Origin of the sequence: Veillonella rodentium (genome assembly GCF_900187285.1) — a bacterium.
In the GTDB taxonomy this organism is placed as follows: Bacteria; Bacillota; Negativicutes; order Veillonellales; family Veillonellaceae; genus Veillonella; species Veillonella rodentium.
Genome location: NZ_LT906470.1, coordinates 639,724 through 662,012, shown reverse-complemented (window position 1 = coordinate 662,012; position 22,289 = coordinate 639,724). Strand labels below are relative to the sequence as shown.

19 protein-coding genes are annotated in these 22,289 nt (G+C 45.1%); all 19 read right to left on the bottom strand.

Features of this window, described 5'->3' with window-relative positions; all coding sequences use genetic code 11:
* Nucleotide 1: 1 nt before the first annotated feature.
* The 19 genes from carA to CKV62_RS02790 all read right to left on the bottom strand — a co-directional run bounded on the left by carA (nt 2) and on the right by CKV62_RS02790 (nt 22,279).
* The gene (gene carA / locus CKV62_RS02880; protein WP_095065576.1) at nt 2-1,069 is read right to left on the bottom strand and encodes a glutamine-hydrolyzing carbamoyl-phosphate synthase small subunit; all 1,068 of its coding nucleotides are present in this window, start codon (nt 1,067-1,069) and stop codon (nt 2-4) included.
* The gene (locus CKV62_RS02875; protein WP_095065574.1) at nt 1,066-2,355 is read right to left on the bottom strand and encodes a dihydroorotase; all 1,290 of its coding nucleotides are present in this window, start codon (nt 2,353-2,355) and stop codon (nt 1,066-1,068) included. Before CKV62_RS02875 ends, carA begins: the two co-directional genes overlap by 4 nt.
* Complete coding sequence (locus CKV62_RS02870) at nt 2,339-3,289, bottom strand: aspartate carbamoyltransferase catalytic subunit (protein WP_095065572.1); 951 nt, start codon at nt 3,287-3,289, stop codon at nt 2,339-2,341. The genes CKV62_RS02875 and CKV62_RS02870 overlap by 17 nt, the downstream gene beginning before the upstream one ends.
* A gap of 234 nt (nt 3,290-3,523) precedes the next feature.
* A complete protein-coding gene (locus tag CKV62_RS02865; RefSeq protein ID WP_231968361.1) occupies nt 3,524-6,589 on the bottom strand; it encodes an ATPase in 3,066 nt (1,021 codons plus the stop codon).
* Nucleotides 6,590-6,601: 12 nt separating this feature from the next.
* Nucleotides 6,602-7,549 carry a DNA-binding protein WhiA gene (gene whiA, locus CKV62_RS02860; RefSeq protein ID WP_095065570.1) on the bottom strand — a complete coding sequence of 316 codons (948 nt, stop codon included), beginning with the start codon at nt 7,547-7,549 and terminating at the stop codon, nt 6,602-6,604.
* 15 nt (nt 7,550-7,564) lie between these two features.
* Nucleotides 7,565-8,914 (bottom strand): gluconeogenesis factor YvcK family protein, encoded by a 1,350-nt coding sequence (locus tag CKV62_RS02855; protein ID WP_095065568.1) that lies wholly within the window; start codon nt 8,912-8,914, stop codon nt 7,565-7,567.
* A 12-nt stretch (nt 8,915-8,926) separates the two neighbouring features.
* Nucleotides 8,927-9,841: an RNase adapter RapZ gene (gene rapZ / locus CKV62_RS02850; RefSeq protein ID WP_095065566.1), complete on the bottom strand. Its 915-nt coding sequence runs from the start codon at nt 9,839-9,841 to the stop codon at nt 8,927-8,929.
* Between the two features lie 12 nt (nt 9,842-9,853).
* Nucleotides 9,854-10,666, bottom strand: a complete 813-nt coding sequence (locus tag CKV62_RS02845) for an HAD family hydrolase (protein ID WP_095065565.1) — start codon at nt 10,664-10,666, stop codon at nt 9,854-9,856.
* 436 nt (nt 10,667-11,102) lie between these two features.
* A complete protein-coding gene (locus CKV62_RS02840) occupies nt 11,103-12,314 on the bottom strand; it encodes an S-layer homology domain-containing protein (protein WP_095065563.1) in 1,212 nt (403 codons plus the stop codon).
* Nucleotides 12,315-12,909: 595 nt separating this feature from the next.
* A complete protein-coding gene (locus CKV62_RS02835) occupies nt 12,910-14,181 on the bottom strand; it encodes an S-layer homology domain-containing protein (RefSeq protein WP_095065561.1) in 1,272 nt (423 codons plus the stop codon).
* A gap of 598 nt (nt 14,182-14,779) precedes the next feature.
* Nucleotides 14,780-15,364: a signal peptidase I gene (gene lepB / locus CKV62_RS02830; protein ID WP_038116981.1), complete on the bottom strand. Its 585-nt coding sequence runs from the start codon at nt 15,362-15,364 to the stop codon at nt 14,780-14,782.
* 11 nt (nt 15,365-15,375) lie between these two features.
* Nucleotides 15,376-16,245, bottom strand: a complete 870-nt coding sequence (locus tag CKV62_RS02825) for a YitT family protein (protein ID WP_038116983.1) — start codon at nt 16,243-16,245, stop codon at nt 15,376-15,378.
* Nucleotides 16,238-16,762 carry a RuvC family protein gene (locus tag CKV62_RS02820; protein WP_095065559.1) on the bottom strand — a complete coding sequence of 175 codons (525 nt, stop codon included), beginning with the start codon at nt 16,760-16,762 and terminating at the stop codon, nt 16,238-16,240. The genes CKV62_RS02825 and CKV62_RS02820 overlap by 8 nt, the downstream gene beginning before the upstream one ends.
* A 155-nt stretch (nt 16,763-16,917) precedes the next feature.
* Entirely contained in the window at nt 16,918-18,126 is a 1,209-nt protein-coding gene (locus tag CKV62_RS02815; RefSeq protein WP_095065557.1) for a DUF3084 domain-containing protein, read from the bottom strand.
* 132 nt (nt 18,127-18,258) lie between these two features.
* A complete protein-coding gene (locus CKV62_RS02810) occupies nt 18,259-19,350 on the bottom strand; it encodes an LptF/LptG family permease (RefSeq protein WP_095065556.1) in 1,092 nt (363 codons plus the stop codon).
* 9 nt (nt 19,351-19,359) lie between these two features.
* Nucleotides 19,360-20,079, bottom strand: a complete 720-nt coding sequence (gene lptB / locus CKV62_RS02805) for an LPS export ABC transporter ATP-binding protein (RefSeq protein WP_095065554.1) — start codon at nt 20,077-20,079, stop codon at nt 19,360-19,362.
* A 9-nt stretch (nt 20,080-20,088) separates the two neighbouring features.
* Nucleotides 20,089-20,808: an LptA/OstA family protein gene (locus CKV62_RS02800; protein WP_038117142.1), complete on the bottom strand. Its 720-nt coding sequence runs from the start codon at nt 20,806-20,808 to the stop codon at nt 20,089-20,091.
* Between the two features lie 15 nt (nt 20,809-20,823).
* Nucleotides 20,824-21,360, bottom strand: a complete 537-nt coding sequence (lptC, locus tag CKV62_RS02795; protein ID WP_038116997.1) for an LPS export ABC transporter periplasmic protein LptC — start codon at nt 21,358-21,360, stop codon at nt 20,824-20,826.
* Entirely contained in the window at nt 21,350-22,279 is a 930-nt protein-coding gene (locus CKV62_RS02790) for a lysophospholipid acyltransferase family protein (RefSeq protein WP_038116999.1), read from the bottom strand. Before CKV62_RS02790 ends, lptC begins: the two co-directional genes overlap by 11 nt.
* Nucleotides 22,280-22,289: the final 10 nt, after the last annotated feature.

Genomic DNA, 22,289 nt, shown 5'->3' with positions numbered 1-22,289 from the left:
ATTATCGTCCCTTTCTCATCATATCTTCAAATTCATCAAACAAATATAAATTATCTGTCGGTCCCGGAGAGGCTTCCGGATGGTATTGAACAGAAAAAATCGGCAAGGTCTTGTGACGCATACCTTCTACGGTCCCGTCATTTACGCTGCGATGCGTCACCTCCACATCATCAGGCAATGTCGTATCATCTACGGCAAAGCCATGATTTTGAGATGTAATATATACGCGTCCGGTCCGAAGGTCCTGTACAGGATGGTTCGACCCGCGATGTCCGAATTTTAATTTGAACGTAGAACCGCCATAGGCCTGCGCCAATACCTGATGCCCCATGCAGATACCGAAAATCGGCTTCTTACCGAACATTTTTTTGACTTCTTCCACCGCATAGCCGAGATCCTTAGGATCTCCGGGTCCATTTGACAGGAAGATACCGTCCGGATTCACGGCCAGTACTTCCTCCGCCTTGGAATCAGCCGGGAATACGGTGAGACGACATCCCGCCGCCTCCAGAGAACGAAGGATATTCTCTTTCACACCGTAATCCATAACGGCAACGTGGAACTCGGCATTTTTATCGCCGCGCATACCCTGCCACTTCGTAGTAACTCGCATGACCTGATCGGTGGGCAATTCCTGTTTAAAGAATTTTTCAATATCCTCCATCGGATAATCGGCGCGTACCAGAATGCCCTTCATTACACCATGATTACGGATAGTACGAGTAATCGCACGCGTATCCACATCATAAAGGCAGGGAATGCCATGTAGACGAAGATATTCGCTAAACAGGCCTTCATTTTGCCAGTTGGACGGAAAATCGCACAGTTCACCGACAATAAAGCCTTTACAATACGGTTTAGGCCCCTGCGTAATAGCATTTAATGTGCCGTAATTACCTATCAAGGGATAGGTCAATGTAATAATTTGATCCGCATAGGACGGGTCTGTCAGAATTTCCTGATATCCGGTCATACCTGTGTTGAACACGACCTCACCTACCGTAGGAGCGCCACCTAACAAGGACCCTTCAAATACGGATCCGTCTTCGAGTACTAACTTGCCTTTCATCTTAGGACTACGCCCTCCTTCATAACAATCTCACCATCCACTACGGTGAGTTTAGCCTTGCCCGTAACGGTCATACCGTCAAATGGGCTGACCTTACCTTTTGTATAGAATTGATTGCGATCTACCGTCCAGGTTTCTGTATCACTGAACACGGTAATATCTGCCGGTTTACCGACTTCAAGAACACCCGCATCAAGACGCATCAATTCCGCCGGGCGCGTACTCATGTGGTACACGACCTGATCGATGCTGAGTTTATCAGAACCGTATGCATTCGTAATAACGCCGGCCAACGATGTTTCAAGGCCGCTGAAACCATTCGGCGCACAGCAGAACTCGTGGTCTTTTTCTTCAAACGCATGCGGTGCATGGTCTGTAATAATCGCATCGATGGTGCCGTCTTTTAAGCCTTCCAAGAGGGCCTGACGATGATCTTCCGATCGGATTGGCGGCGCCATTTTGAAAGCGGGATTATAATCCCGTAAATATTCATCCGTAAAGGACAAGTGTTGGCTCGTCACTTCACAGGTTACATTGAGGCCTTTAGCCTTTGCACGGCGCACCATGTCCACGGTGTTCTTACTGCTTACATGAGCGATGTGAATATGACCGCCCGTCATTTCAGACAATAAGATATCGCGGGCTACGGCCAAATCCTCCGCTACCGCAGGTCGACCGATAACACCCAGTTCATAGGATACAAAACCTTCATGCATATGACCGTTTTTCGTCAACGTAATATCCTCCGCATGATCGATAACAATCTTGTCGAACATGGACGAGTACTCCAAAGCGCGGCGCATAAATGCCGCATTTTCTACGTAGTGACCGTCATCGGAGAACGCAACGACGCCCGCTTCCGCCATATCACCGAGTTCCGCCAATTCCTTACCTTCAAGATTTTTGGAAACGGCGCCGATAAATTCAACCTTCACGACACCGGTCAGTTCCGCCTGTTTTTTCAAACCTCTCACGAGGGCCGCATTATCTACAACAGGCGTTGTATTCGCCATCGTTACGACCCGGGTAAAGCCGCCGGCTGCCGCCGCCTGCGTACCGGAATGAAAATCTTCCTTCGCTTCCTGACCGGGTTCGCGTAAATGTGTGTGAATATCGATAAGACCGGGTGCTACAATGAGACCTGTCGCATCATATACTTCGGCACCGTCTGCACTTAAATTTTGACCGATGGCCGCAATTTTACCATCTTTCACGAGAACATCCGCTACTTCATGTTGTTGTTTTGCCGGATTAACTACCGTACCATTCTTAATAAGCAAGCTCACTACCGTCACCTCCATGAATTGTTAAGTACAATACCGCCATACGAATCGCTACGCCGTTGCGTACCTGTTCCTGAATTACCGATTGATCCGAATAAGCTACATCAGGAGCAATTTCAAGACCTCGATTCATCGGCCCCGGATGCATAACCATGACATCATCCTTTGCCAATTTTAATACATCCTGGTTGATACCGAAAATACGCGCATATTCACGGTTAGTCGGATATAAAGCGGAGTGAATACGTTCCAGCTGAATGCGAAGTACATTGACTACATCCGCATCGGCAACGGCCTCACGCACATCGTGATGAACGGTGACCCCCATTTTCGCAAATTCCGGATATACCATGGTGCGAGGACCGGCCAGATGCACATCCGCCCCCATTTTTGTGAGGCCGTAAATGCTGGATCTTGCAACGCGGCTATGCATGATGTCCCCGAGGATAACGATCTTCAGACCCTCGATGGACTCTTTTTTCTCCAATATGGAATACATATCGAGTAGAGCCTGCGTAGGATGTTCATGCGCCCCGTCACCTGCATTGATGATGATAGGATCTACCGCCTTTGTGGCATACAAAGGCGCCCCTTCTGCGCTATGACGCATTACGATAGCATCCGTTCCCATGTAGGCCAATGTGAGCAATGTATCGCGGAAACTTTCACCCTTGCCCATGGACGAGCCGCTCGGCGTAATGTTGATGACATCAGCACCCAGATATTTACCGGCTAATTCAAAAGAACTGCGGGTCCGTGTACTGGGTTCCATAAAGAGATTAACGATAGATTTCCCTTTCAAAAACGGCATCTTCTTATCATCAGACAGGACGACCTTCTTCATCTTCTTCGCCACATCCAAAATCAATCTGATTTCTTCCGCGGACACATTCTGCAAACCCAATAGATGTTTGCCATGCAAGCTAACTTGTCCCATGATTGCCTCCTAACTCACCATATCAAAAAAGACCTTTTGCCCAGAGCAAAAGGTCTAATAGTTTACACAAAGGAGCCCTTGAGGGCACTTTAACTATATTCCTTTTTCAGCCTCTCTGGACCAATTTAAAAGGTATTGTGTAATGCAGCGGTCTCTCGTACCGCCTTCAGCATTATATCTCCATTAATTGTACTGAATCCTCCTGTGAAAGTCAATGTAAAAACGAAAAAATCATCAGCCGTTTTGAGCTCCGTTTTGTTGGTTCTGTTGTTCATTATTTTGTTCCTGGTTCTGCTGCTCCTGCTGTTGATTTTGCGGTTCCTGTTGCTGCGTTTGTTGTTCCTGCTGCTCCTGTTCACGCTGTTCACGAGGGCGCGTATTCTGAGAAGCTGTCGGTCTCGGTTTCGTCAACTCTTCAATGGATATAGCATCCGGAATATATACTTTTGGTGCGCTGTTAGAGGTATCATCCAACTCTTCGAAGGATCGGCCTCTGCGGGCGCGTTCCGCCGCTTGTCGTTCCGCTTCCAACTGTTGACGTGCCATTTCCGCTTTACGACGCTCGTAAGCTTGCCGTTCCTGAAGACGTTGAATCGCCTCGGCGCGCTCCTTCGCTTTCCGTTCGCTTTCCGCTTGAGCCAACGCCTGCTGACGAGCCTCTTCCGCTTTGCGTTCCGCCATGAGGTGTTCCTGGTATCGTTCTTCCGCAATACGTTTCGCCTCCGCCGCTTGTCGTTCCGCCTCGGCACGTTCCGCAGCCAATCGTTCCTGTTCCACCTGACGAGCTGCCTCAGCTTGACGTGCCAATTCCGCCTGTCGTTCGGATTCAATACGGGCGGCCTCTGCCCGACGTTGATCTTCAGCGCGTTTCGCTTCTGCCGCCTTTCGATCTTCCTCGGCTTTACGCGCTTCTTCGGCGCGCTTAGCTTCTGCTACAATGCGAGCTTCCTCGGCCTTACGTTCTTCTTCAATCCGTTTAACCTCTGCCGCTTTACGTATTTCTTCCGCCTTACGGGCCGCCTCAACCCTCGCAGCTTCAGCCTTACGGGCCTCTTCCGCTTGTTTTGCCTCCTTAATTCGACGTGCTTCCTCTGCTTTACGAGCCGCTTCAATACGTGCTACGGCTTCCTTATGAGCGGCCGCAATGCGTTTAGCCTCAGCAGCTTGCCGTGCCTGTTCAGCTTTACGTTCATTCTCAGCACGTTTTCGCTCTGCCGCCTGGCGATCCGCTTCCGCTTTACGGGCCGCTTCGATTCGAGCTACAGCTTCTTTATTAGCATTCTCAGCACTCTTTGCCTCTTCCTCGATTCGCGCCGCTTCCGCTTTACGCGCTTCTTCGGCCTGTTTCGCCTCTTCTGCCTGACGTGCTGCCTCCGCTTTACGCGCCTCTTCGGCACGTTTCGCTTCCTCAGCCTGCTTAAGGGCCTCAAGTCTTGCAATTTCAGCCTTGCGCTCCGCTTCAATGCGTTCCGCTTCTGCCGCTTGTCGAGCTTCTTCCTCCTTACGTGCTTCCTCGGCGCGTTTTTCTTCTGCCGCTATGCGTGCTTCTTTCGCTTTACGTAATTCCTCTGCACGTTTCGCCTCGGCTGCCTGTCGAGCCTCATCAGCCTTACGGGCCGCTTCAATTCTTACAGCTTCCGCCTTACGCGCATCCTCGATCCGTTTTGCTTCCGCCGCTTGTCGAGCCGCTTCCGCTTCACGCGCCTTGAGAGCTTCCCTTTCAGCTGCCAACTGCGCCTCTTTAGCGGCCTTTTCCTCGACCGCCTTACGATCCTCCTCGGCTTTTTCCGCCATCTTGCGCTCTATTTCAGCCTGTTTCGCTTCGGCAGCCTTGCGTTCTTCTGCCGCTTTATCCGCAGCAACACGCGCTTCCTCTGCCTTCTTGCGGGCAAACACTTCTTCCAGTTTTTTCGCCTGCTTCAACTTTTCTTCGCGCTTAGCCTCAGCTGTCGCCTTATCGCTTAACTTCTTAGTCTCTTCATGAGCAATTGACTCTGCGGATTTCACCTTATCAGCAACACCCGGCTTCGTTGTATCGATGCGACCTTTTTCGGCGCCTTTTGAGGTCCCTACCGGAATGTTCTTGAGCCCTTCCGTAGGATGTCCCAAGCTGTCTTTAGCCTCTTTAGATACTTCCACGGCGATCGTCTGCTGTTGCCGGGGATTCGCCAATGATTCAGGAATGAATAGGAATCGGATTGGTAAATTTGATGCACCGGCAGGCATAAAGGATAACGTCAATTCATCCCCCCCATTATAGTTGCCCATCAATCGGCTATCCAGAATCGTTCCGTCACCTAAAGCCGAAACGCCATCCGCACCGCCGATATGATATGTACGGGTATCCGTTTCACCTCGACGAGCCCCCTGCTGATGCAAGGCTTTCACCGTAAAAGAACCGGAATAAGGCCCCCCCAGAGGATTAAAATACAGCCGGAACGGTTCCTCGCCCTTCGTAGGAATTTTTAAGGTATACGATACACCATAGTTACCGCGATCCCGAACGAATGCCTTATTCTGCATTTCATCGACACCGTTGATGAAAACATCCTCTCGATCATTACCGATTTCCACATAAGCACCGCCAAGAGCTGTATCGTACGGTGTCGTTATCTCCATATTACGCTTGGCCCCTGTATAGGTACCGCGCAATTGGATTTCATCGATCGGTAAGTTATTAACCCAGTGAGACGCCTCTACCGAGTTAAGATCCATAGGGAGCATCATAACACGTGCATAGACTGATGCATCTGTTTTAATATCTACAAGGCCCGTAAATAATGCATCCTGAGGAACAGGTGTGTTTTCCAGATCCGAGAATATGAGCTGCCGACCTTTCGGAGGGATACTCAAAGAATATAGAGGCTTTGCCGTCGGGCTTTCATCAAGAGGATGTTCTAAATCCTGACGTGATAAATCGCGACCGGCCGCAAAATAATCCTTTGATGCTACGGACTTAAGCTGTCTCATAACATGAACAGTGCTCGCATATGGCGTCTGATTTTCCAGGACGATGGCCATCTTATGAGGCTGTGACATTTCATTTACATGATAGAAATAGATACGCCCGTTTCCGTTAATCGTACCCGCACTTAGCGTGCCACCTACAGGCCCTACGTATTCGGGACTGTCGGATAGCAACAATGTATCCGTTTGAGACACCAGGGATGGCGGCAACGGTGAAAATTGAAAATATCCTATGGATTTTAAGTCAATATCGCGTGCCTCCACATGGCCCGTAAGCGCAGCCATCGCGGCCATCGCCGCAGCCAAGCAATATTTTGATTGATATGAAAACATACTCTCTCACCTCTATAATTCTTCCAGACCGTTCGGGTCATAAGTTAGCGCTAACGCCTCAATTTTTTTTAAACGATGACCAATACCGGATTTAGACAATTTGCCGTTCATCATCTCTTCAAGCTCTTTTAAACTGGCCTCCGGATTTTCCAGTCGCAATCCGGCCACAACACGCAATTTTTCCGGTAATTTGTCGATACCTAAATATTCATCAACAATACGGATAGCTTTGACCTGACGAACCGCGGCATCTACAGTTTTTTGCAGATTCGCCGTCTCGCAATTCACCTGACGATTTATCTGATTACGCACGGTTTTCATGATCCGCACATTCTCAAAGTCCATCAATGCCGACTGAGCCCCCATGATTTGAAGGCAGTTCGTCACGGCGTCCCCTTCCTTGAGATACACCACATACTCATCCTTACGCTCCGTCAGACCGCCATGAAGATGAAATAATTTCAATACATAAATAATCTCCCTCGCAAAATCTTCATTGCCGGTCATGAATTCCAGGTGATAGTCACTTTGAGGCTTATTAACGGATCCGCCCCCTAAAAATGCCCCTCTCAAAAAGGCACGACGGGATTCCATCGATTTGAGCCAGCTTCTGGGAATCTGTGCGGTCATGGGCCAAAGAGCTAAGTCTTCCAATGCCTGACGTCCTTCCGCAGAGGGCTCCACGGACAATGTATACATATTCTTTTTTCTTAAATTCAATCCCTGCCGCACCAGTACATTTGTGGGCAGTTCATATTGCTTTTTTAAAATGCCTAACAGGCGACGGGCAACCGCATTATTGGCGGTTGCCAGCCGAATGCCTACGGCCCCGTTAGCGCCCAGAATAATGGATCCGCTCATACGCAACAAGCAGGACGCCTCAATTTTCATGGCCATATCCACATCACCGGATGATTCATATTGGCATAATTCATTTTTTACATCTTCTGCAAATGACATATGGATTTCCTCTGATTAATGATCATCCCGCTGCAAATAATATTCCAGAATATGAGGCTCCGTATTGGACTGCATAGCATGGACGATATCCATGATGACCTTGCCCAATCGCTCCGGATCGTGAACAGCCGGTTTCTGAGAACTGATCAACGTTGCGCGAATCGTACGAATGCCTTTAGCCTGCAATTTCTTTGAATCGATCGCCACCGGCTCTGAACCGACGGCGCTATATTGTTCGACCATCTGAATCGGCAACGGCCCGTCATTAGCGAGAACCGTATCAATGATTCCCTCTCCGCCGTGCGCGATGAGCGCCTCCACATGGTCATTTAACGTATAGCCTGATGTTTCCCCCGGTTGGGTCATAACATTGGCGATATAAATCTTATTCGCTTTGCTCGCTCTAATATGAGATGCAATTTTATCGGTGAGCAGGTTGGGAATAATGCTCGTATACAGACTGCCCGGCCCGATGATGATAAAATCAGCCTCATCTATGGCTCGCAATGCGGCCCCTTCCGGCTTAGGCAGTGCCGGATCGCTGTACATATGGCGAATGCATTTACCCGAGTTAGGAATATTACTTTCACCTTCAACTATAGTACCATCTGTCATTTCCGCGCGCAATTTAATAAACTCCGTAGATGACGGAATAACGCGCCCGCGTACACGCAACAGCTTGCTGGCCGCCTCTAAGGCTTCCTCTATGTCACCGTCATACACCTGCGCAAGAGCCGTAATAAACAGATTACCGAAACTGTGTCCCGATAATTCATTATCCCCTTCAAATCGATATCGGAACAGATTTTCCATAACCCCTTCTTGTTCCGCCAACGCCACCAGGCAGTTTCGTAAATCACCGGGTGCAATCATTTGAAAGTCTTCACGCAAGCGTCCCGATGAACCGCCGTCATCAGCTACAGTAACGATAGCCGATAAATTCGACGTATGGGTCTTCAAGCCGCGCAATAAATTGGACAGACCCGTACCGCCGCCGATAACAACGATTTTGGGACCTTTATCAAGGCGAATATTCTGAAAGATAATATCCGACACCTTGCTGTCCGGATTCGGTAAAACGGCGCGAATAATGGTCTTAACAACCTTACTCGTACCGATCAGCATCAGTACACCCCCGACGGAGATGAGCACAACACCGACGGCGACGAGTATATTATAATTGTAAAAGCCCGTCATTTCATAAGAAAAAGCGAGCACGATATCTTCAAGAACGGCTAACCATTGATAGTTAAACATCAAGGAAATGCCAATGATCAATAGACCTACACCGAGACTGAACAGGGTAAGCCAACGTTTGATATTTAGACCCGGAATCAGCCACCGGAACCATCCTTTTCGTAACATAATAACCCCTATCTAGTCGCACAGTGTATTAATTTCATGAGGATTAAAATCCTCTTCCACATTATTTTTCATCATATCCCGATGTTCAACGGATACATGATATCCCTTCTGCAACAAATGGGCATAAAGAGTCTCCGCCATCGCCACGGAGCGATGCATACCGCCCGTGCAGCCGACGGCTATGATAAATTGAGATTTTCCTTCCTGCTCATAATTCGGTACGAGAAAATCCATGGTATCAAAATATCTCCGTTTGAACTCTTCCGTCACCTCAAAGGAATGAATATAATCGTTGACGACCTTTACACGGCCGGTCTTATGACGATACTCGGGAATATAGAAAGGATTCGGCAGAAATCGTACATCCCATACCATATCCGCATCGAGAGGAATACCGTATTTAAAGCCGAAGCTCACCACGGTGATAGACATACCGTGACCGTCATCGACTTGAGTGAAACGAGTCTTCAGGTACTCTTTCAGGCTGGCCGTCTTCATGTTCGTCGTATCGATGATAAAATCCGCCTTATGACGTACGGAATTTAAGATCTGACGTTCCTTTTTAAGACCTGTCGTGATAAGTCCGTCCGGAGCCAACGGATGACTGCGACGACTCTCTTTATAGCGCCGTATCAATGTTTCATCGGTAGCATCCATGAATACAATTTCATAATCCACCTTCATCTCTTTCAAGCTGTCAAGAGATGCGGACAGGGCTTCAAAAAATTCGCCGCCCCGAATATCCACGACAAGGGCCACGCGATTCGTTTTTTCCCCGCCTTGACGACAGATTTCACTCAATTTGGGAATCAATATAGGCGGGATATTATCGACGCATAAATATCCCATATCTTCAAGAGCTTGTAATACCTGTGTCTTACCGGCACCGGACATGCCCGTTACAATTAATAAACGAAATGCTTCCATATCCTGTCTCCATTATAAAAGATTCTCTTCAATCCAATGTGCCACACCATCCTCATTATGATGCCCACAAACGCCCTTTGCCATAGCTTTCACAGCAGGTGTCGCATTCTTAACGGCCACGGAAAATCCCGTTCTGGTCAGCATGGAAATGTCATTCTCCGCATTGCCGAACGATACGATATGTTCTAAAGGAATAACATTAGAATCGGCCAACCGTTGCAACGCATGCCCCTTTGATACATGAGGCGCGATGATTTCCAGAAAATCCGCCTGACTTCTCACCATCGTAACCATATCGCCCACCGATGGTCGTAAGGTGTCGATAATGCCGTCAATATGCTCCTCTTTATCGATAGCAATCAACTTATTCGGTTCTCTGTTCAAACCGTACAGATCATTGCCTAGGAACTCGGGCTTCGCCCCCGTCTGACGTTCGTACAGCTCGGATTGCCACGTCGGATGATGACATAACAATCGGTCATCTACATAGGACTGTATATGCCAATGATGTTTTTCCGCCATCTGAAAGATTCGCTGTACCGCTGTAAGAGGCACGGTCTGTTCAAACAGCTTTTGACCGGTGGTTAATTCCTGAATCAACCCGCCGGAGAATAGAATCATCGGTACATTGCCAAGCCGTAATGCCTCCCCGACAGGACGAGCCGTCTGATACATACGCCCCGTTGCAATCGTAACGGCAACGCCCTTTTCCTGTAAGCGTTGCAGCACATCAACGGTATAATCCGATACGGTATTATCACTGCGTACCAAGGTCTCATCACAATCGATAGCCACCATCTGTATATGAGAAAAAGAAGGATCCATGCCCGCCTCCTTTATATAACAAATAATATACTCTTTATTATACCATTTTATAGAGGAATAAAAATAGGACCAGACAGAATTGTCCGGTCCTATCGGGCCTCCTCTCCAAGGTCCTCATACAAGGTTGAATGTGTGTAGTGCAAGAAAAATAGCCATTCCCCCTTGGTCTTACCATTTATATTCTCATCTTACGACCATACAGAGAGAATGTAAATACCCGAGTATATACGAATAATGCATAATAAACCGAAATATACAGAGTATTCATTCATAATAACCATAAGATAAAGGTTCATCACCATACCGAAAAGGAATAACAGCAGTCCAATTCACTGAGAATTCATTAAAATTATTAATAGCTTGAATAATGCACATATAAATTATATACAAAAAAGAGACCCCCGAAGGAGTCCCTTTTATATGATTAACTGTCAAATTAGAATTTATAGTTAAGGTCTGCACGGTAGAAGTCACCAAGATCAGCACCGCTTTGAGTTTTCCAGTCGAAACCGTAGTTAGCGGACAAACCAACGTTGTTCTGCAATGCATAGTCAACAGTTGCCATCCAACCTTTAGCATCTGTAGTGTAGAATTGGTTATAAGTAGTATCTACGATAGGTGCATTTTCTTTTTGGTTGAAGTATTGACCTTTCACATCCCAAGTACCTGCTTTTTTGATGTCGTAGTTACCATAACCAAGACCTGCAGTCCAAGCTTGAGAACGATTTACTTTAGAATCTTTCAACCATTCACCGCCAACCCAAACTTTGTTGAAGTTAGCATCAGCATTGAAGCCGTATACATTTTTGTAACCAGTATCAGTATCTTGGTTTACACGGTTGTAGAAACCACCAATTGTTGTGTTTTTGCCTACTTTACCGTTCAAGCCGATGTATGTGTTAGTTACGTTTTCATCTTTAGTCAAGCCTTCTGCTTCACCGGATACCATGTAACCATATGCAGCTTGAGCTTTAATTTTGTCGTTGCCAACGTTCAATTGAGCACCGTCGAAAGTACCGTCAAATGCTAGACCGCCACCAATAACTTGGTTGAAACGACCAGCTTTCAAGGATACGCGTTCGCCGAATTTATGGTTTACATAAGCGCGGTCGATTTTAGCATCTGCACTGTCGCCTTCACGGGAGTCACCAAATTCGAAGTTACCGGAAGTTACACGAACAACTGCTTCAGTTCTGTCGTTTACATTTGCATTGAATTGTACACGAGCACGGCCGTCGAATTTGGATTTAGCGTCTTCAGCATCACGGTAACGTAAACGCATATCGCCTGTTACCTTAACATTACCAACGCGGTCTTCCAAACGAGCTACACGAACACCCAAGTTATTCAATTCGTTGGAGAATTCATCAGCCAAACGGTTGATCATAGCTTGTTGTTCAGCGTTAGCGCGGTCTTGGTTAGCCATAGCTTTAGCTACCATTTGAGCCATTTCGTAACGAGTGATGTTGTTTTGGCCTTTGAAAGTGCCATCTGGGTAACCGTTAACGATACCAGCGTTAGCCAATTGGGAAACTGCTTGGTATGCCCAGGAATCTGGAGTTACGTCAGAGAATGGGTTAGCTGCGAATGCAGTAGTTACACCCAAAACTGCTGTTGCTGCAAAAAGAGCTGCGAATTGTTTTTTCATAGTTGAAGTCCTTCTTTCTGAAAAACTAAAAAAAATAAAAATGTTACAAGTCATAACATTCACATTTTACTCAGTCCTTCAGATTAAGAATTCTTGGGAGTGTCCATGTTTCCTCACCACATTCTATATCGAAGTTCCTCGTTTCATGTGTTTGTCACTTCTTGTACGGTGATATTAGCACAACCTATTTTTAGTGTAAACCCCTTTTTCTCATTTTTGTTCTCAACAGACGAATTTTCTTTTTTGAAAATTCGATGAAGCCAGTTATATTCTATCTTCATGAAGCTTTAATAAATTTTGAAAAAAATTCAATCTTTGTATTTCATCTTCTTTTTCAATATTAATTCTCATAAATATTATTAAGTATTACTAATTAATAATATATTCATTAATTAAGTGTATCCCATTTTATACAATATACTTCATAAAGATTTCATACAATATATAGTGCCTTGTTTACAGTTAAATACTAGACAATACTTACTCACAACGCCAATAAATACAAAAAATTTCTCCTTTATATATACTATTATATACAAAAGATTTCATACAAAAAAAGACTTCCGAAGAAGTCTTTTTTATGATTCTAACTAAATTAGAATTTGTAATTCAATTCTGCACGGTAGAAGTCGGATAAGTCGTTACCGTCTTGGTCTTTAGAGTTGAAACCGTAGCCGGCGCTCAAACCTACATTATCTTGTACCGCATAATCTACGGAAGCCATGTAGCCTTTGTAACCGTTAGATGTATTAGTCAAGTCATATGCTTGATCCCATGTGGAGCTTACGATAGGTGCATTAGCTTTTTGGTTGAAGTATTGACCTTTCACATCCCATGTACCTTTCTTAGCGATGTCGTAGTTACCGTAGCCAAGACCTGCTGTCCAAGCTTGAGAGTTATCTACGTTGGAAGCTTTCAACCATTCGCCGCCGGCCCATAATTTATTCTTACGGAAGTCAGCATTGAAACCGTAAACATTTTGTTTATCGGAGTTAACTGTTACACCGTTGTGGTTCAAGTTGCCGCTGGATAATCTGGAGTAGAAACCGCCGAGGGAGGATTCCTGTCCGACTTTACCTTTTAAGCCCACATAAGATACGGAAGGATTATCGGATTGCGAGTTATTGTCGGCAGCACCGTCAATCATATAACCGTAGGCACCCTGCAATTGAAGTTTATCATTACCGATATTCAATTGAGCACCGTCGAATGTATCATCGTACATCAAACCGCCACCGATAACTTGGTTAAAACGACCGGCCTTTGCGGATACGTTGCTGCCGAATTTGTGATCTACATAAGCGCGGTCGATTTTAGCGTTGGAGCCGTTAGATCCGTCAGTGGAGTCCCCGAATTCGTAATTACCTTTCACACGAACTACCGCTTCCGTCTTATCATTTACATTGGCGTTGAACTGCACACGTGCACGGCCGTCAGTTAAGGACTTGCTGTCAGCTTTGTAAACGCCCTTGTCTTCCGAACCTTGATAACGAAGACGCATATCGCCTGTTACTTTTACATTACCTACGCGGTCCTCCAAACGGGATACGCGAACGCCCAAGTTGTTCAATTCGTTGGAGAACTCATCAGCCAAGCGGTTAATCATAGCTTGTTGCTCCGCATTTGCACGATCCTGGTTAGCCATTGCTTTAGCTACCATTTGTGCCATTTCGTAACGTGTAATATTGTTTTGGCCTTTGAAAGTGCCGTCCGGATAACCGTTAACGATACCGGATTGTGCTAATTGAGATACTGCCTGGTATGCCCAACTATCAGGAGTTACATCGGAGAATGGGTTAGCTGCGAAAGCTGTTGTTACACCCAATACTGCTGTTGCTGCAAATACTGCTGCGAATTGTTTTTTCATAATGAAAACCTTCCTTCTTATATAAAGAAATATATAATCAGAAGACAGTCATCACATGTCCGCTTAACTCTGAAAGAATTCTTTAGGAGTGTCCACGTTTCCTCATCTAAATAGGTCTTTCTTTGTTCTACTTCTATGTGGTTATGTCTTTCTGTACTGTGACTATAGCACCAGTCATTTTTCTTGTAAAGTATTTCATGCAATTAAATTTGATGAATTTTTCTTCATGAATAATTTTCAATGTACAAACCCTTATTTTTACTGTATTTTTAAAATTAAATTTCATACAATTTCATTTTATTTTCGTAAAAATAGCACCAAAATTTATCCCTTTTAATCTAATTTTTAGTAAATCTGCCTAATCTTACTATACGTCATAGATTAATTATCTTTATATATCGATTAATTACGAGCACTTTTATAGACGATTTAAACATAATTCAATCATTTTCAGAAAATAAAAAGCCTATTTATACGCGCTTTTATTAGTAAATTTTCCATATTCCCAACAACGGAATCTGTTATGCTCAACAATGGAAATTTTTACTATTATGCGCCATAAATAGGCTTTCACTATTATATTATATTGTTATATTATTTAAATTGCATAGGATACGAATCCTAACACATGATCTATCGGTACAGGACCAATAAAGCGGCTGTCGCTGGAATGATTACGATTATCCCCCATAACAAATACATGACCTTCCGGTACAGTCACCGGGGTGGAACGCGTATAGTTTATATTATGTTCCTTAATATAAGGCTCCTGCAATTCCTGTCCATTACGCCACACATGACCGTCCTTAAATTCCAACACATCGCCGGGGCGGCCGATAACACGCTTTACCCATACATCATTAGTCTGTGCAGACTTGCTGAACACGGATGCGTAGTTCATCAACGGTTCTTTCACATCATCCACCCATGTGCGCTCCCGATTGACACGACTGTCGATAATAACGATCTGACCGTAATCCGGCATCTCATTCATAATATGATGCCATTTTGTAACGATCAGATATTGTCCATTATGTAATGTATCCTCCATCGATTCGCCGGATACGCGAGTGGGCTGAATCAAAAAGATATGAATGACCATGGCAATAACAAGTGCCAGCGCGATAGCGTATATCCAGTCCAAGATTTCTTTTACAATTGTTGTTCCTACTTTATTACTCATAAGGGCCCCCTTTAATGACCACCTGTGTTAAATCGTCCGCCAAATACATCGTGCACATCCTGAATTGTAATGAATGCGGTTGGATCCACCTCATATACGGTATCCTTAAGGCGCGTAATCTCGAGTCTTGTCACTACAGAATATAATACATGTTTAGGCTGCTTTAAGTAGCCGCCTTCACCATACATAATTGTAACACCTCTATTGAGGTTCTCATTCAACGCATCCGCAATATTTTCAGAATTTGCCGCATCCGTAATAATCATAACGCCTTTGGACTCTTCAAGGCCCGTAATCGTTATATCAATCATCTTATAGGCGATAAAATAAGCTATAAGAGAGTACATCGCACTGTTCCAGCTATATACAAAGCCTGCAGCCCCCAGAATGATAAGGTTCATAGCCATGACGATTTCCCCGACGGAGAATGTGGACCGCTTATCAAAGATAATCGCCACGATTTCTGAACCGTCCAAAGAGCCGCCATTTCGAATAATGAGCCCTACCCCGATACCGAGGATAATCCCCCCGAATATGGCCCCCAAGAAGGGATCCGTCGTAACAGGCTCAAAATCATGGGCAAAATTCGAAAATATAGCCATCCACACAATGGAAAACAATGTGGAAAACGTAAAGGTTTTACCGATAACTCGATACCCTATATACAAAAACGGCAAGTTGATGAGGACTACGAAAATACTGAATGAGATCCCCGACAACTCGGATGCCATCAACGAAATACCGACTACGCCACCGTCGATGATATTATTCGGCACTAAAAATAAATCAAGACCTACCGTATAGATAAGAGCCCCCAATATCATCATCAGGCAACGCATAATCAAATGTGTCCAGCTGCGCGCTGTCATATCATTACTCATGCCTATCTCCTTTTCCGTATAACTGCTCCATCGCATGCAAGCGTTTTTCTTGCAGCTCGCCGGAATCAATATCATCCTCTTTTGCGGCCAGAGCACTTTGAATTAATTGCTTCGTATAGCGCAATGCGATTACATAAGCCGTTAAATCATCCACCGGTTCCGGAGGAAATTGCATCGATGTAGGTAAAATCTTTCTCCATCCCTTCGGCGGATTGTATTGCCAATATAATTTACGGGCCTCCTCCGTACTGCGGGACTCGTCAATGAGACTCGTCGTAATCTTGTGATTACGTCCAATCTGCTGTAATGACGGATATAAATATTTATGATTGGTTCCGTTACCGCATACAATATGATTGACACCGTAATAGGTTGTCAAAATTCGTTCTATGTCATTATTGAAAGTTTTACTGGCAATGATATCGCGATATACCAAGGCCCCCGTCGGCGTTACAATAGCGACACCGGTCTTTTCATTGCCCGGATCCACCGCCAAAATATAAGTACTATCAGTCATGTTAATGTCCTCACTAACGAATACAATAGTTATATTTTAACATAAAAAGAAGGCCTTATGTGAAAAAATCATATAAGGCCTTCCCGATTTTATTCTATGAAGCACGGTACGCTTCCCATGAATTATGATGTCGACATAACTCTGATATTTATCACTTATTGCATTCTGGATTTTCTATCGATATCCGGCATTTGTGTTATACGTAATTTAATATGTACCGGACCGGAGGAATACGTGTCCCCATCGACATAAGCCTCTACGTGAACTTTGCCATGCATCATACCGATACGACGTATAGCGGCAAATAAATCATCTCCCGGTATCGTACCGATATCACCGGTCAATGAATCCGGAATAACGCCCTTTGCTTTCGCATTTTCGTTGACCTGTTTCAAGAATTGCAACATAGCCGACTGAGCATTACTACCGCCGTCCATCACGGTGGAATGAATAACTTCACCATTTTTAAAGATAAATTGTTGAGGATATACCTGGATGGTAGCCACCGCAGGTTCACCGGCGATAATATTTCCCGCCGCCACAACTTGTACCACCATCGGCGTCTTGGCACCGATTAATTTCTGTGTAGCGATTTCCACATTTTGACGGTCCACATATACTACGTATTGACCAGTATCGGTTATACCCAGACGGCGCATAACCAGTTGATTGGTATCGTCAATGATGTTTTTGATAGCATTATGACTATCTTCTTCACTTAGTCCCGGACGAACCACGGCTTGTGCCAACAGCTGATCCACTTGGAATAAAATCGTCCCTTCACGGAGATGAATGATGCCATTTTGCAATTGTTCCTGCGTATTCTGCAGTTCTGCAATATGGGCTTCCATCTTGGCACGCGTCGCTTCCAAATCGGTCAGCTTCTGAGAAACCTGTGCATAGGAAGACTGTAACGTAGCCAATTCAGCCTCTGTAGCATCCTTTGCGGCCTGAGCACTTTCCAGTTCGGCCCGAGTCGTCTCTACTTCGCGTCGAATCTGTTCTATTTCATTCATGCGCTCCTGCAGTTCCTGCTTATTCTGCTCCAATAAAGCCTTTCCTCGAATGAGCTCCTGCGTCTTAGCCGCCACCTCTTCATTGAGCTGCTTCATATCCGAGCGCAATTTATCCATCCCGAAAAGAGCGGTTCGTACACTTTGAGATGTAAATGTCAGAACCCCTACGGTTGCAGCTGCGACGAGCAGACCGGTCACAATCGTAACGATAATAGATGTATGCTTAGGTCGTAAACCAAAGAGGGACATACGACGTTTACCTATTTTCGTGCCTAATTTATCACCCATATAGGCGATAATCCCGCCCATCAAGGCGATAATGATCAAAATTTTAAGCCCTACCAGCACATCGCAGCCCTCCTTTCATCCTATTACCATACATTATATCAATCTATTTATAACTTATATTTATATTCATAGTATACCGTCACTAGGTAATACCTGTAAATATCTCTTTAAGTCATTACCTAGATGACATCGTCACTTAGATACGCGCCAATTCAAATACAATCCCGCAATAATCCCCAATGTATCCGGAATTAATGCAGCGAGCACTGTCGGCAACGCACCGCCTTTTCCCAGCGCACCGGCGAACGTCATGACACCATAGTAGATGAAAATAATCAAGATACTGATACCGAAGCCGATCGATGAGCTGGATCTCTGTTTCTGTAATCCCAACGGAGCCCCTACCAAGGCAAATACGAAACTTGCCAACGGAATGGTAAAGCGTTGATACATTTCCATTTCTAATTTATTGGCGTTTGTATAAGCCGCCTTATAAGCACTGATTTGATGACGTAGTTCCTTGATCGTCAACTCCTCAGGTTTACGTTGATCCTGTTGGATATCCTTCGGTGCAGACTTAATCGGTAACGATTGCTCCTTAAAGCGCATAGTGCGCTCTACACCGTTACCGGCGGAAATATCATAAATAATCCCGTTATGCATTACCCAGTACTGTCCATTCCAAACAGCGGAATCCGCATTTTCCACCTGCTGCAATTTACCGCCTTCGCCGAATTGCTGCACCGTAATCATGCTCAACTCTTTCGTCTCACTATTGTAATGCTTTGCATACATCAACGTACCCAAGTCATCACCATTCATCGTTTTCAATACAATATGGTCCTGCGTCTGAGGCGATGCATTTTTCATAATTTCTTCGCGCACAATACTCTGATACATATGATTTGTACGAGGGACAACGAATTCGTTAAACGCTACGGCCCCGATGGATATGATGAGTGCGATGATATACACGGGCATGGCCAGCCGTAAAAAGCTAAGACCACCGGCCCGCATCACGACTATTTCACTGGTACTGCTCAAACGACTGAACGTCATGAGCGATGCCAACAGTACAGACATGGGGAATGTTAAGATGACAATACTCGGCAATGCCAGTACGAAGGCTTTCATAACCAGCAATAAAGGCGCCCCGTATTCGGTAATGTATTGAGCAATCCTAAATAATGTGCCCGTACCTATAAATATACTGGTAAAGGCGAAAACGCCAAATAGAAAAGGACCTACAAAGGCTTTCAAAATATATTTGTCTAATAATCGCATGGTCCCCTCCTATAATTTAAAGTTATCCCCCAAATAATGTTCTCGCGCAATCGGATTATTCGCAATCTCATCAGGGGTTCCTTCCAAGAGGATTTTACCACTACTCAAGATATACGCCTTATCAACGATCCCCAATGTTTCCCGCACATTATGGTCCGTAATCAAAATACCGATACCTCGATTTTTAACATGTAATATGATTTGCTGTATGTCCGCCACCGCAATCGGGTCAACCCCGGCAAATGGTTCATCAAGCAAAATGAAGTTCGGTTCCAAGGCTAAACAGCGTGCGATTTCAACACGACGTCGCTCACCGCCGGACAACTGCATCCCCATGCGGTCGCGCACATGCTCGATATGAAATTCCTCAATAAGGGATTCCACGATGGATTCAATTTCATCAGCGGATTTTGATGTAGTCTGCAGCATGGCACGAATATTGTCCTCAACGGACATGGAACGGAATATGGAAGCCTCCTGCGGCAGATATCCGATACCCTCAGCGGCCCGCTTATACATGGGAATATTCGTAATGTCTTTTCCATCTACGGTAATGACACCAGAACTAGGTCGTTCTATCCCCACAATCATGTAGAATGATGTGGTTTTCCCTGCCCCGTTAGGACCTAAGAGGCCTACAACCTGCCCCTTATCAACGCGCAGACTCACCCCATCCACGACATTGCGACCGCTAAAGGTTTTGACTAAGTTTTTGGTTTCTATATACATATACGATCCTTACTGATTTGGAACAATGACTAATGTGCTACGGCCCCCTAATGTTTCTGCGGAATCATCAGCAAGGCGAATCTTAAGCTCCGGTGCATTCAGCACATTACCGTTTTGTACGGCATGCGCAGAGCCGGATAACAACACAACCCCGTCATTTTGATTTGGCGTTTGTGTATACGTAGCGCGGTCAGCCGAACCGGATACATTACGTTCCGGATTAGCAAAGGTTACATTACCCTTAGCAACGGCTCTGATCTCCTTCAACCAGCCTTCAACCTGATCGCCGGTCAAGGTCGTCCCTTCCGCAATCAATCGTGCATTTCCGGATACTAAACCATATTCCGTATCTGTATTATATTCAACGGAATTACCAAAGATTTGGCGATCCGCTCGTTGTAAATGCACATCACCCATGGCGGTGAATTTATTATTGTTAAAGCTATGAACGGATTGAGCCGACATAGACATATCGGTACCAATCATGGATACGCCGCCGTCAAGATTAGCCTCTTGTGTCTTCGTATTATACCAGCCGTTTGCACCGGTCATGGTTTTATCAAGTTGGGTAATCACGACATTTCCCTTCGCATCCGCACGACCTGTAGTACCATCATATGATAATGTATCCGCACTGATGGTCAACGGATCATTGGCCGCCCATGCCGTAATGGATGCGGTCATGAGTGCAGCCAATACGGCCATACCGATCTGTTTCTTCTTATTCATCATATTTCCTCACTATTACTTCTTTGTTAATTTCGCATTACCTATGGCTTTAATCTGTTGTAACGACATATTGCCTTCCAGTTTATCGCCCACTAATGTCACGTCATTACTGGTATAGGTGAAAGCCGACTGAGATGTAAGCTGTTTTGTTTTATTATCAAAATGTAAAGCCTCTGTTTTAAAGGTTGCCCCTTCCGTGTTTGTTGCAGTTACCCCCTGATCGATATCAAGAGAATTTCTGTCTCCTGTCAGGACCGCATGAGGAGCCGTAATTGTTGTGGTCACATTATTCTGATAGAATTGACCCTTTAAATTTGTCAAAACGATAGCTTTCGTTCGCGGGTCATATTCAATTTTTTCTGCCGATAAGGCCCACACCAATTTACCGTCCTTTTCCTCCTGCAAATCTGCACCTTGGAAATTAACTAGTTGCCCGGCACCTGTCTGAGTCGTTGTGGATTCGCCAGAATCTTTCATGATATATACGATAAGCCCTACCAGGACAAATACTACAGCGACCACAATAGCAATTAACTTTTTATTATTTTTCATGTGCCCTCTCCCGAATAGCCATTTTCTTATCGTAATCAACAATTTCGTTCATCTTGGTCATCCAACGATGTTGGAACCAAAGCCACTCATCCGGATGTTGACGAATAAAGTCCTCGGTTACACGAACACATTCCTCTGTCAGGCGATACATATCCACTTCTTCATCACCGGTATCCACATAGTGCAATGCAGGTAAAATATGAACGATATGCCCGCCTTCAGGTTTACGAGAAGTAAAAATCGGCACCACCGGGGACCCGAATTTTTTTGCAAATGTAGTCGGCCCCATCACGGCCGAAGATTCCTGCCCTAAAAACGGAACAGGTAAACCATGTATATATCCATCTTGGTCAGCAAGGAAACCAAGCAGTTTTTTCTTCTTTAAAGCCTTTGCAGCCAATACGATTTCGTTACCGCCGCTGGCAAACACATCAAGTCCCACCATCTCGCGATATTCATTCATCAGACGTGTGAATTGAGCATTCGGCTGTTTTTTTACAATAGTCGTAGATGGGTATCCGTGTGCCGCCATAGCAGCCCCCATCCATTCCCAATTGCCTACATGACCGGTGAGAACGATGACACCTTTATCCTCCGCAATGGCTGACTCCAAATGTTCGATACCGCGCAGTTCAATGTGTTTATTAATAAAAGATTTTGTTAAATTCGGCATATATAGGACTTCCATGACGCTGCGGCCCAGATTCTTAAATAAACGATTAATGAGCTCTTCAGCCTGCTGGTCATTCATATTCATGCCTATCTTTATATTTTTAATGCCTCTAAGCTTTTGCTTCTTCGCTATAAGGCCATATATAGGGCCTAAACTAGCACCTATGAGCAAAATGAGTTTATATGGCAGTCGACATACAAGCCAACTAATAGCTTTAACTAAATGGTATTGCCATTCATTGTTCATTCTGCTCACC